Annotated in this window: 13 protein-coding genes; 7 read left to right on the plus strand and 6 right to left on the minus strand. The window is 70.5% G+C overall.

Features of this window, described 5'->3' with window-relative positions:
• The 3 genes from corA to AC507J_RS03790 form a co-directional block, all read right to left on the minus strand.
• Positions 1 to 1186 (minus strand): magnesium/cobalt transporter CorA (gene corA, locus AC507J_RS03780; RefSeq protein WP_496287648.1); only part of this gene is annotated, 1186 nt, incomplete at its 3' end.
• Between the two features lie 344 nt (positions 1187 to 1530).
• A complete protein-coding gene (locus tag AC507J_RS03785) occupies positions 1531 to 2625 on the minus strand; it encodes an aminotransferase-like domain-containing protein (protein WP_496287649.1) in 1095 nt (364 codons plus the stop codon).
• Between the two features lie 129 nt (positions 2626 to 2754).
• Positions 2755 to 3213: an ester cyclase gene (locus AC507J_RS03790; RefSeq protein ID WP_496287650.1), complete on the minus strand. Its 459-nt coding sequence runs from the start codon at positions 3211 to 3213 to the stop codon at positions 2755 to 2757.
• A gap of 117 nt (positions 3214 to 3330) precedes the next feature.
• Between AC507J_RS03790 and AC507J_RS03795 the strand changes: the two genes are divergently transcribed.
• From AC507J_RS03795 to AC507J_RS03815, 5 genes are all read left to right on the plus strand, one after another.
• Positions 3331 to 3780, plus strand: coding sequence for an NUDIX domain-containing protein (locus AC507J_RS03795; protein WP_496287651.1), 450 nt, complete (start codon positions 3331 to 3333; stop codon positions 3778 to 3780).
• A complete protein-coding gene (locus tag AC507J_RS03800) occupies positions 3777 to 4559 on the plus strand; it encodes a hypothetical protein (RefSeq protein WP_496287652.1) in 783 nt (260 codons plus the stop codon). Before AC507J_RS03795 ends, AC507J_RS03800 begins: the two co-directional genes overlap by 4 nt.
• Before the next feature lie 118 nt (positions 4560 to 4677).
• Entirely contained in the window at positions 4678 to 5409 is a 732-nt protein-coding gene (locus tag AC507J_RS03805; protein ID WP_496287896.1) for a phosphocholine cytidylyltransferase family protein, read from the plus strand.
• Positions 5397 to 6464, plus strand: a complete 1068-nt coding sequence (locus AC507J_RS03810; protein WP_496287653.1) for an iron-containing alcohol dehydrogenase family protein — start codon at positions 5397 to 5399, stop codon at positions 6462 to 6464. The genes AC507J_RS03805 and AC507J_RS03810 overlap by 13 nt, the downstream gene beginning before the upstream one ends.
• Complete coding sequence (locus AC507J_RS03815) at positions 6448 to 7161, plus strand: CDP-alcohol phosphatidyltransferase family protein (RefSeq protein ID WP_496287654.1); 714 nt, start codon at positions 6448 to 6450, stop codon at positions 7159 to 7161. The genes AC507J_RS03810 and AC507J_RS03815 overlap by 17 nt, the downstream gene beginning before the upstream one ends.
• Before the next feature lie 149 nt (positions 7162 to 7310).
• Here AC507J_RS03815 and AC507J_RS03820 read toward each other — a convergent pair whose 3' ends face one another.
• Both AC507J_RS03820 and AC507J_RS03825 read right to left on the minus strand, forming a co-directional pair.
• On the minus strand, positions 7311 to 8087 hold the full coding sequence (locus AC507J_RS03820; RefSeq protein WP_496287897.1) for a GntR family transcriptional regulator: 777 nt from the start codon (positions 8085 to 8087) through the stop codon (positions 7311 to 7313).
• Between the two features lie 2 nt (positions 8088 to 8089).
• Entirely contained in the window at positions 8090 to 8620 is a 531-nt protein-coding gene (locus tag AC507J_RS03825; protein WP_496287655.1) for a GntR family transcriptional regulator, read from the minus strand.
• A 529-nt stretch (positions 8621 to 9149) separates the two neighbouring features.
• On the opposite strand from AC507J_RS03825, the gene AC507J_RS03830 reads away from it, so the two are divergent.
• Positions 9150 to 9914, plus strand: coding sequence for an SDR family oxidoreductase (locus AC507J_RS03830; protein WP_496287656.1), 765 nt, complete (start codon positions 9150 to 9152; stop codon positions 9912 to 9914).
• A gap of 4 nt (positions 9915 to 9918) precedes the next feature.
• On the opposite strand, the gene AC507J_RS03835 is transcribed toward AC507J_RS03830, so the two are convergent.
• The gene (locus tag AC507J_RS03835) at positions 9919 to 11226 is read right to left on the minus strand and encodes a glycosyltransferase (RefSeq protein WP_496287657.1); all 1308 of its coding nucleotides are present in this window, start codon (positions 11224 to 11226) and stop codon (positions 9919 to 9921) included.
• A 24-nt stretch (positions 11227 to 11250) separates the two neighbouring features.
• Between AC507J_RS03835 and AC507J_RS03840 the strand changes: the two genes are divergently transcribed.
• Positions 11251 to 12111, plus strand: coding sequence for an Fpg/Nei family DNA glycosylase (locus tag AC507J_RS03840; protein ID WP_496287658.1), 861 nt, complete (start codon positions 11251 to 11253; stop codon positions 12109 to 12111).
• Positions 12112 to 12198 lie beyond the last annotated feature (87 nt).

Consider the following 12198-nt stretch of genomic DNA (forward strand, 5'->3'; position numbering starts at 1 on the left):
GCCAGTCGTTGCGGCGGAACCAGCGGTAGAGGGTCAGGGAGATGGTGAGCATCAGGGCCAGGACCACCGGGTAGCCGTACGTGACCTTGAGTTCCGGCATGAAGTCGAAGTTCATGCCGTAGATGCCGGCGATGGCGGTCCAGACGGCGGCGATGGCCGCCCACGCGGCGATCTTGCGCATGTCGTTGTTCTGGTCGACCGTCACCTGGGCCAGCCGCGCCTGGAGGATCGAGTTCAGCAGGTCGTCGTACGAGTTGACCTGCTCCACGGTGCGGCTGAGGTGGTCCTGCACGTCGCGGAAGTAGCGGCGTACCTCCTTGGGCACCTCCCGGGTCAGCTGGGTGGCCAGCGCCAGCAGCGGACGCTGCAACGGCATCACCGCCCGCTTGAACTCGACCAGTTCCCGCTTCATCTGGTAGATCCGCTGGATCCGGCCGCTGGACTGCCGGTCGAAGACCTCCGCCTCCAGCACGTCCATGTCGTCCTCGAGCCGGTCGGCGACCTCCAGGTAGAGGTCGACCACCCGGTCGGTGATCGCGTACGCCACCGCCCAGGGACCGTGCAGCAGCAACTCCCGTCGAGCTTCGAGTTCCTCGCGGACCGGGGCGAGCCGGCAGGCGTCCCCGTGCCGGACGCTGATCAGGAACTGCGGGCCGATGAAGAGCATCACCTGCCCGGTCTCCACCACGTCGGAGTTCTCGGTCAGCTCGTCGTGCTCGCAGTACCGGGCGGTCCGCAGCACCAGGAAGCTGACCTCACCGAAGCGCTCCAGCTTGGGCCGCTGCTGGGCCTTGACCGCATCCTCCACGGCCAGTTCGTGCAGCCCGTAGGTCGCGGCGATCTCGCTCATCTCGGTCAGGTCCGGCTCGTGCAGCCCGAGCCAGACGAAGCCGGTCTCGGCGCGGCGGGCCTCGGCGAGCGCCTCGGCGTAGTCCCAGTCGCCGGACTGCCGCCGGCCGTCGAGGTAGAGCGCGCAGTCGACCATGGCGCTGCGGCGGGGGCCGGCCGGGTGCTCGGCCGGCGGGGAGCCGTCGGGGTTGAGCCGGCGGGTCACGGCCCGTACCGGTGACCAGTTGCGGGGCCGCAGCGCCCGGCCACTCTCCGGGGTCCCGGCCGGAGTGCCGGCGGGAGCCGCCCGGTGATCGCTGGTGGAGGTCGCCCGTCCTCGCTGGATCCGATCCGCCATCCCGCCCCCCTCTCGCGCCCGGCTGCGGCTTGCAGGTTACGCCGCCGCGCCGATCATCGAGACAACGGCGAAGAGCGAGGGGTGGCGCCGGACGGACCGGACCGCATCGGGGGGTGAGGGGCGATCCGGCCCGCCCGGCGCCATGGGGGCGGGGGGTTGTGCTGGCGCGCCACACCAGCGTGCGGGGCGGCCGGGCCGCGCCGGAAGGGAACCGCGGCGAGCTGCGCCGACGGATCAGCCAGTACGCGTGGTGAATGACGCTCGCAGCATTGTGGGCTGCCAGCGACGCCAGCGGGAGCCCCGAGGCGAGCCGGATTCGCTTTCTGTCAGAAATCTGACAGATATCAGCCGCGAACCGCCTCCATCGCCTCCGCCAACCGCCGTACGCCCTCGTCGATCCGATCGGCGGTCACCGCCGAGTAGGCCAACCGGAGCGCGTGCCGCCCACCGTCGATGACGAAGTCACTGCCCTTGACCACCGCGACGCCGCGCTCGGCCGCCGCCGGGGCGAGCTTGTCGACGTCCACGTCCTCGGGCAGCTCGACCCAGAGGAAGTAACCGCCGTCCGGCTCCACGAACCGGGCCTCGGGAATGTGCCGGCGCAGCGACTCGGCGAGTACCCGGGCCCGCTCGCCGAGGGCCGCCCGGACCGTCTCGATCGAGCGCTCGATGTCCCCGGAGACGCAGAACTGGTGCACGATCGCCTCGGAGACCATGCCCGGGGAGATGTAGAGGCTGGTGGCCTTCTTCGCGATGTCGGCGATCAGGTCCGCCGGACCCACCAGGTAGCCCACCCGGACCCCGGGGCAGACCGTCTTGGTGAAGCTGGAGGCGTGCACCACGACGTTGCGGGTGTCCATCGAGAGCATCGACGGCAGCGGCTCGCCCCGGAACCGGATGTCGGCGTACGGGTCGTCCTCGAAGATCGTGAAGCCGTACTCGGCGGCGAGGTCGAGCAGCTCACGACGCTTGTCCAGGGAGAGCGTGACGCCGGCCGGGTTCTGGTAGTTCGGAATGATGTGCGCCAGCCGGGGACGCACCCCGGACTCCAGCAGCTTGCGCAGCTCGACCGTGTCCAGACCGTCCGGCTCGATGGTCACCCCGTGCAGCTCGGCGCCCGCCCGCTGAAGGTTGAGCAGGGTCCGGTCGTAGGTCGGCCGCTCGACCACCACCGCGTCACCGGCCCGGACCAGGTGGTCGAAGAGGAAGGCGTCGGCCTGCAACGACCCGTTGGTGATCAGCACCTGGTCCGCCTCGACCCCGTGCTTCTCGGCGACCCACCTACGCAGCGGGAGGTAGCCGACGGAGGTGCCGTACGCGGTCACTCCGGCAGGATCGGCGTCGAAGGCACGGACGGCGGCGGCCTTGAGTCCCTCGACATCGACGATGTCCAGTGAGGGGGCGCCACGGGCGAAGGAGATCAGCTGCTCGGCGGTCATGGCTGTTCAGCGTACGGGCGATGGCGGGGCGTACGCGGACGGCACGGCGATGTCCGCATCCTGAGCCACCGGGTCGGGTGAACCCGACCATCCGGGGAGCCGGTGCCGACGGGTCGGCTGTGTGCCAGGTCAGGCCGGAAGGCCGAGCGGTTCCGGTTGCGGTGCCCGGGACAGCCCCGCCACCTGAAGCCCGAGCAGCGCGATCAGCTGCCCCCAGTCGAAGTAGGACCGCCACGCCACGATCCGGCCTCGGCGCACCCGGACCACGTCCGCCACCTCCCAGGAGACGCTGCGTCCGGTGGGGGCGACGGTGCCGAACGGGGTGTGCAGCACGCCGGTGTGGGTGCCGGTCAGGCGCTGCTCGACCGCTGCCCCGCCGGCCGTGCGTACCACGCCGAGCGGGTCGACCCGCAGGTCGGGAAAGGCACCCGTCCAGGTACGCAGCAGGGCCGGCAACTCGGCCGGACGCACGGTCACCCCGGGCATGGCGTACTCGGCGTCGGTGGCGTACAGCTCAGGCAGCCGCGCCACGTCCCGCCGCAGGAGCATCGTGTACTGCTGCTCGATCAACCGGTCCGCGTCGCGCATGGATGCCTCCCCACGGGCACGCTCGGCCGTACCCGCAAGGAAGGCCTTACCCCCGGCAGCGCCGCCGCACACCGACCGACATCGGCGAGGCTGGTTCGTGGCAGCTACTGTTTCGAGGTGCCCATCGAGCCGCTGCGCTGCGCCGGAGCGCTGATCGTCGCCCCCGAGGGACGCCTCTTCTTCCAACGCCGCTCCCCGCACCGACGCCTCTTCCCCAACTGCTGGGACATCGTCGGCGGGCACCTCGAACCGGGCGAGACCGTCGAGGAGGCCCTGCGCCGCGAGGTCACCGAGGAGACCGGTTGGCGGGTGTCGGAGATCCTCGGCCGGGTCGGCGAATACCACTACGTCGGCGACGACGGCCTGGCCCGGATCGAGAGCGACTGGCTGGTCCGGGTCGAGGGCGACCTGACCCGGCCGGTGCTGGAGGCGGAGAAGCACACCGAGTACCGCTGGCTCGGCCCCGGCGACCTCGACCTGCTCGACGAGCACCGCGACGTCAACGACGGCCTGATCCGGCGGATCGCCGAGCGGGCCTTCACCATGCTGGGGTCGACCGGTTCGTGAGCGACACCGTCGGTCTTCCTCCGCACCGGCACGCCGCGCTCGTCGCGCCCGCCGTCGACCGGGTGTTCATCGCGGCCATGCAGGCCGGCCGGGACGGCGGTGGCGCCGAGCTCAGTCAGCGGTACGGCGGCCCGAGCGCCACCGGCCTCCTGGTGGAGCTGCGCACCCGGCTGGCCGTACCGGGCGGCACCGTCGACGGTCCCGGCTTCGCCGCCGTCAACCGCTACCGCGATCCAGTCGCCTGCCGGCGGACCGTGGACCGGCACGTCGCGTACGGGATGGTCCATCGCGCGCCGGACGGCGCGCTTACCGCAACCGAACGCGGCCTGGCATTCCTGGCCGAGCTGTACCAGGTGCACGCCGAGGTGACCGAGGAACTCTGGGCCGGTCACGACGACCGGGTGCTCCGGTTGGCGGCGATGACCGGCCGGCTGCTGGCCGCCGCGTTGACCGGGGAGGGATTTCCGGACGACCCGGCCGAGGCCGGCGACGGCAGCGCCTTCGCCGCGCTCGCGCCCCCGCACGAACCGGACGGCACCCCGGCCGGCGTGCTGCTGCTCAACCGGCTCGGCACGCTGCGATACCACCGGGCCGACGCGCACGCCGCAGCCTGGGCCGCCGCCGGGCACACCCCGCGCACCATCGCCGAGCTGCCCGACGGAGCGCAGCGGCGGGCCATCGAGCTGGAGACCGACCGGCGGGCCGCCGGCCCGTACGCCACGCTTACCGCCCCGGAGCGGTTGGAGCTGCTCGCCGACCTGGCGGCGCTGCCCGGCTGACGGCCCGCCGGGTGACTGACGACTGCCACGCGGCTACGGCGCTGACCGGCGACGGGCGCGGCACGGGCGGCGCTATCCTCCTTCGGTGACTGCCCCGAGAACAGGAACCGATGCCGGCATGGTCGGAATGGTGCTGGCGGCGGGAGCCGGCCGCCGGCTGCGCCCGTACACCGACACCCTGCCCAAGGCGCTGGTGCCGGTGGATGGCGAGATCACCATCCTCGACATCGCACTACGCAACCTCGCCGAGGTAGGGCTCACCGACGTGGTGGTCGTGGTCGGCTACGCGGCGGACGCCGTCCGCGAGCGCCAGGCCGACCTGGAACGCCGGTACGGCGTCACGCTCACCCTCGTGCACAACGACAAGGCCGAGGAGTGGAACAACGCGTACTCCCTCTGGCTGGCCCGCGACTGGTTCGCCCGGGGGGTGCTGCTGGTCAACGGCGACACCGTGCACCCGGTGAGCGTGGAGAAGACGCTGCTGGCCGAGCGCGGTCCCGGCGTACTGCTGGCGATCGACACCATCAAGAAGCTGGCCGAGGAGGAGATGAAGACCACCTTCGACGCCGCCGGCCAGCTCACCCGGATCACCAAACTCATGGACCCGGGCGAGGCGTACGGCGAGTACATCGGCGCAACGCTTATCGAGCCGCAGGTGGCCGACGCCCTCGCCGACGCGCTGGAGGCGACCTGGCGGCGCGACCCGAACCTCTACTACGAGGACGGCTACCAGGAGTTCGCCGACCGGGGTGGCGAGGTGCGGCCCGCGCCGATCGGCGACGTCGCCTGGGTGGAGGTCGACAACCACGACGACCTGACCCGGGCGCGGGAGATCGCATGCCGCTACTAGCCCGTACCGTCACCACGCCGCTCTCCATCGAGGTGCGCCGGGGCGCGGTGGCCAACCTCGGTGCCCTGCTGGCCGACCGGCGGATCTCCGGCGGCGGCGACGTGGCGGTGGTGGTCGGCCCGGGACAGGGCGAGAAGATCGTCGAGTTGTGCCGGCCGTCCCTCGGGTCGGCCGACGTGTTCACGGTCGCGGGGGGCACCATCGACGCCGCGAACGAGTTGGGCGACCGGCTGCGCCACCGCCCGTACGACGCGGTGGTCGGCATCGGCGGCGGCAGGACCATCGACACCACCAAGTACGCCGCCACCCGGTACGGCATCCCGATGGTGACCGTGGCGACCAGCCTGGCCAACGACGGCATCGCCTCGCCCACCGCCTCCCTGGACCACGAGGGCGGCAAGGGCTCCTACGGGGTGCAGATGCCGATCGCGGTAATCGTCGACCTGGACTTCGTGGAGAACGGGCCGGACCGGCAGACCCAGGCCGGCATCGGTGACGCGGTGAGCAACATCAACGCCTGCGCCGACTGGGAGCTGGCCCACGAGATGCGCGGCGAGCCGATCGACGGGCTGGCGGTCACGCTGGCGCGTACCGGCGCGGAGGCCCTGCTCAACCACCCCGGCAAAATCACCGACGACGGCTTCCTCACCACGCTGGCCGAGGCGCTGATCCTGGGCGGCATCGCCAGCGCGGTCTGCGGCTCCACCCGCCCGGTCAGCGGCGGCGACCACGAGATCTCGCACGCCATCGACCGACTCTTCCCGGGCACCGCCTCGCACGGCGAGCAGGTCGGGCTGGGCGCGCTGTTCTGCACCTTCCTCCGGGACGACCTGGAACGCTTCGGCCAGCTCGCCCGCTGCCTGCACCGGCACGGGCTCTCCACCCGGCCCGCCGACCTCGGCCTCACCGACGAGCAGTTCGTCGAGGCGGTCGTCTTCGCGCCGAACACCCGACCGGACCGCTACACCATCCTCGAACACCTCGCGTTGCCCGCTGATGACCTTCGATCCCGCCTGGGAGACTATCGTGACGCCCTCCGTGAGCACCTTGGCTGAGCCCTCCCACCCCACGGTCGCCGACTTTCACCGCGTCAATCGGGGCGGCGGCCTGTTCAGCGAGTCGATCAGCCAGTGGATCGGCGCGGTCTTCGCGCTGGTCGCCCAGCGGCTCGGGCTGCGCCCCAGCGCACTCACCATCACCAACCTGATCCTGGGCCTGGCCACCTCGGCCACCGTGGTCGCGCTCGCCGGCCCGGTCGCCGCCGGGGACGTACCGGCCTGGGTGGTCGGGCTCGCGGCCCTGCTGGGCTGGCACATCGCGTACGCCCTGGACTGCGCCGACGGTCAGCTCGCCCGGGTCACCGGGCAGGGCAGCGCGGCCGGTGCCCGCCTCGACGTGCTCTGCGACGTGGCCGCCCAGATCGCCCTGGTCACCGCCCTCTCCGCAGTGGCGGTGGCGCAGCGCCCGGAGACGCCGGTCTGGCTGGTGGCCGCCTTCGCCGGCACCTGGATGGTCAACCTGGTCACCTCGGTCATGCAGTCCGGCCCGAACGCCGCCAGCATGGTCACCTCCACCAGCCTCCCGGTACGCCTGGTCAAGCTGGTCCGCGACTACGGCGCGGTCATCTTCGTCGCCGCCCTGGTCCTGATGTTCGCCCCCGCCCTCGTCTTCTGGGTGATCATCGCCTTCACCGTCGTCAACGGCGGCTTCCTGCTCGCCAGCATCGCCTTCTCCGCCCGCGCTTCCTTGTAAGGAGGGGCCCCCTATTAACGTCTCGTGTATAGGAAGGGCCCCCTATTAACACGGCCATTCTCGCCCCACCTTCTCGCATTGGCGATCTTGGACGGATTCTGCCCCTATAAAGGTCGTTTCCGTCCAAGGTCCACCTCGGCCAGAGAACGCTAGCCGGAGGTCGGGGCCACGATTTTGTGGTATTGCAACTCGTACATGTGCCCGGCCTTCACCATGACCGTCGCCTCGATCGGGCGGCGGCCCTCCGCGTAGACGACCCGGAACGTCCGGATGATCGAGATGTCCGGAGGTAGCTCCAGTGCGATGAACTCCTCCGGGGTCGGCGGACGCGTCGACACCTGGTCGATGAACTCGTAGGGAACGAACCCGAGGTCGCTGAGGATGCGCGGCGTGCCGCCCTTGATACGCCGCTTCTCGGCGAGCGGCGTTCCCCGCGCGATGTCGACCGGGTAGTAGGAGTGCACAAGTTCGGCGGGTTCGTCGTCGAGCCGCATCAGTTGCTTGCGCAGCACAGCCACGTCGCCATCGGCGAGGCCGAACGCGAGTCGAACCTGAGCGGGTGGGGTGGCCTCAGCGACGTGCAACAGGTCAACCGCCCCCTTCAACCCACGCCGTTCGGCCTCGCTGAGCCACGGATATGGCTGCCCGACCGGCGGAGGCGTGATGAAGGCTGCTGGCGTGACGATGTGCTGCGGCCGTTCACGGACGAACACGCCCTTGCCCGGCGCACTGTCCGCGTAACCCTCGCGCTTGAGGACAGCGATGGCGTTCTGCACAGTCTGATTAGGTACGCCGTACTCCTGCTGGAGCTGCGCGGTGCTCGGCAGCTTGCTGCCCGGCGGCAGATCCTTGGCGAGAATCATCGCCCGCAGGTCGGCGGCCACCTGCTGATGGCGAGCACGCGGGTCCTTGTTGGGTCGAGGCATGGTCACGCCTTGGTTTGATAGCGGAGGTGACGGCCCGCAGCAGTCATGGTCATGACGCTGTATTCAAAGGGCGTACCGTCGGCGGCGAACGTGAGCCGGGTCAAAACAATTACCGGATCTTGCTCGGAGATGCCGAGTTCACGTTGCTCCCTGAGAGTCGGGAGACGCGCGGTGATGTCGTCCACCGCGCGATCGGTGGTGTATCCGAGGTTGGCGAGCAGAGTGACTGAGCCGCCGGGAATCTTGGCGCGGCCAGCCAACGGTGTTCCGGCGGCAATGCGGCTCGGGTAGTAGGAGTCGGTGAGTTCGACGACGTGACCATCCAGCAGCATCACCCGCTGCCGGAGCACGACACGAGTGTTCGGCGTCAGACGCAGGGCCTCGGCGACCTCTGCTGGCGCGACAGTCTCTTCCGCTGCGACGATCCGCTGGGTTCCCTGCTTGCCTGTCGAGGCTGCTTCGTCAGCCCACGCGTCGCCGCTGCCGGGGTTCACGTACCGGTCTGACGTGCTTCCTTGCTGGTGATGGCCCACCCGAACCCTCCCTCCCTCATGCGAAGACGACTCTACTGCCCTACCTAGCAACCTCACTCTTCACCAACTTGAGCCCTACTAGGTATGGCAGTATGGTTACGTTCGACGCCACACCCGATCAGCAGACCCCGCCACGCATGCAGGTCGCGGTTCACCGGGGCCGAGCCCTGGGAGCGCCGGTCCGGGCGGCACCTCCGACACCGCCGCCCGCTTCGACCCGGGCCGCACATATCTGTTAACGGCGATGGACGCGATCATGCTCCGCCCCATCCGAGTGCTCGACCGACCGACCTACCACGCCGGAGGCGACCATCGTGCCGAAGCCCACCGCACAGCCGAACCCCAACCACCGAGAGAGGCCAACCAATCCCCGTTGATCATGAGGTTAGCGGCAGTGAAGAAGATCAAGACCGCCGCTAACCTCATGATCAACGGGAGGGGTGAAGGGGCGGGGGCGGGGGCGGGGGATCGCGGGTCCTGGGATGGCTGAGCCCTGCCTCTGGGGTCGCGGCGGCGGCAGGGTGAGGGCATGGACAGCTCTGGTAACACGATCTTCATTCCCGGCTCGACGAGCGGGATCGGCCTCGCGCTCGCCCTCGAACTTCAGGCCCGGGGCAACACCGTGATCCTCGGTGGCCGCCGCAGGGAACTGCTGGACAAAATCGCCGCAGACAATCCCGGCATCGACACCGTCACGATCGACACGGCGGACCCGGCGAGCATCGCCTCGGCCGCCCAGGACGTGCTGGCCCGGCATCCCGACCTGAACGTGCTGATCACGATGGCCGGAATCATGCGGGTCGAGGACTGGCACCAGCCGGAGTCGTTCCTCGCCTCAGCCGAGTCGGTGGTGACCACCAACGTGCTCGGCCCGATCCGACTGATCGCCGCGTTCATCGAGCACCTGCGGTCCCGGCCAGACGCCACGATCATGACGGTCTCCTCCGGCCTGGGGTTCACGCCGCTGAAGGCCACGCCGAGCTACAACGCGTCGAAGGCCGCGATCCACCTGCTCAGCGAGTCCCTGCGCCTCCAGCTCGCCGACACGAGTGTCAAGGTGCTGGAGTTGGTGCCGCCAGGGGTGCGTACCGAACTGCTGCCGGGGCACGAGAACAACGAGGCCGCAGTGCCACTGGACGAGTTCGTACGCGAGGTGCTCGGGCTGATCGAGAAGCAGCCGGACGCGACGGAGATCCAGGTCGAGCGGGTGAAGTTCCTCCGGTACGCCGAGGTGCGCGGCGACTACGCCACGGTGGTCAAGACGCTCAACGCCACCGACCCGCACGGCAGGTAGGCGGTCAGCTCCCTCCGGAAGAGTTCAGCGAGGCGTAGACGTCGATCAGGCGTTTGGTGACCACGTCGGGGTGGAAGGTGCGCTCGTAGCGGGCTCGAGCGGCGGCGGAGAGTGCGGCGGCGCCGGCCATGGCCACCGGTAGCGCGGCGGCCAGCGCGGCCGGCTCCGGGGGCACCACCCAACCGGCCTCGCCGGGCTGGATCCCGGTGGGCAGGGCGCTCACACCGACGGCCGGCTCCACACCGACGGCCGACTCCACACCGACGGCCGACTCCACTCCGGCGGAAGCGACGGTGGCGGGGCCGGTGCCGGCGGGTTCGCGGGGGGTGTCCGCGCCGACCAGGTACGGGATGCCGCCGAGCGCGGTGCCGAGCACCGGCCGGCCGCTGGCCAGCGCCTCGATGATCACGGTTGGCAGCACGTCGTGCCAGGTGGAGGTGGCCAGCACCACGGCGCTGGCGGCCAGCGCGGCGCGTACGCCGGCCCGGTCCAGCGGGCCGAGGAAGGTGACGTCGGCGCGTTCGGCCGCCACCGACTCGACGAGTGGACGCAGCTCGCCGTCACCGGCGATCCGCAGCGGGCCGAGTGCGCCGTCCGGGTGCCGGCGCCAGGCTTCCAGCAGCAGGCCGAGCCCCTTCTCCGGAGAGAGCCGGCCGAGGAAGAGGAAGCCCTGGCCGAGCGGTGCGGGCGTACCCGGGTCGGGGATCCCGTTCGGCTTCACCACGATTCGATCGTCCGGGATGCCGTAGTCGCGCAGGTGATCGGCGACCGCGCTGGTCAGGGCGATGAACCGGTCCACCGACTTCCAGGTGCCCCGGTGCACGGCAAGCGTGGTGGCCATCAGGGCGCTCTGCGCCCGCGACCCCCGGTAGCAGCGGTGCACGACCGCCGGCACGCCGAGCGCCCGGCCCCGGCAGTCCTGGCAGATCACGCCGTCGCGGAAGTAGAGCCCGGAGGAGCAGACCTGGCGGTAGTTGTGCACCGTCTGCACCACCGGTACGCCGTGCTTGTGCGCGGTCCGCACCACCCAGGGCGAGAGCAGCGGGTACGGATTGTGCAGGTGCAGCACGTCCGGCCGGTGCTCGGTGAGCAGGCGGGCCAGGTCCTGCTGGGCCCGGGGCGCGTAGATCGGGGAGATCGGCAACAGCGCCTTGGCCGTCTTCGGCATCGAAGCGATCTCGTCGGAGCTGCGCAGGAACGGCAGCACCTCCACGCCGGCCGCGGTGAGCTGGGCAATCTCCGCGTCGACGATGGTGTTCTCACCGGAGGGCTGAGCTTCCCGGTACCGGTTGTGTGCCACCACGATTCTCACGGCAAAGAAGGCTACCGTTGAACGGTGCCCGAACTTCCAGAGGTGGAGGCGCTCGCGGGTTACCTGCGGCAGCGCGCGGTGGGCCGCCGCGTCGACCGGCTGGAGATCACCGCCATCAGCGCCCTGAAGACGTACGATCCGCCGCCGACCGCTGTCGCGGGCCGGGCGGTGGCCGACGCGCGGCGGCACGGCAAGTTCCTCGACATCGTCTTCGACGGCGGCCTGCACCTGGTGGTGCACCTGGCCCGGGCGGGTTGGCTGCACTACCGCGAGGCGTTCGCCTCGACCGTGCCGTTGCGTCCCGGTAAGGGGCCGATCGCGCTGCGGGTCCGCCTCGACGACGGTTCCGGTTTCGACCTGACCGAGGCCGGTACGCAGAAGAAGCTCGCCGTGTACCTGGTGACCGACCCGCAGACGGTGCCCGGGGTGGCCAAACTCGGACCGGACGCGCTCTCGGCCGACCTCGCCACCTTCGCTGGCGCGTTGCGCAGCCGCCGGGGACAGCTCAAGGGCGTACTCACCGACCAGGCGGTGCTGGCCGGGGTGGGCAACGCGTACTCGGACGAGATCCTGCATGCGGCGAAGCTGTCACCGTTCGCGTTGACCAACCGGCTGACCGACGACCAGCTGGCGACCCTGCACGCGGCGACCCGGCGGGTACTCGGCGACGCGGTGACCCGCTCGCTGGGCCAGCGGGCCGCGGAGCTGAAGGGCGAGAAGCGCTCTGGGCTGAAGGTGCACGCCCGTACCGGCCTGCCCTGCCCGGTCTGTGGCGACACCATCCGGGAGGTTTCGTTCGCCGATTCCGACCTCCAGTACTGCCCGACCTGCCAGACCGGCGGCAAACCCCTCGCTGACCGTCGGTTGTCCAGACTCGTACGGTGAGTAACGCCACTCGCTGGTTACGGAACGGAATCGGACGTCCGGTACGGAACCACCGGTCCGCCGCTCTACCCGGGCCGCCATCCATCG

This window comes from Micromonospora sp. PRAS1, assembly GCF_059553435.1.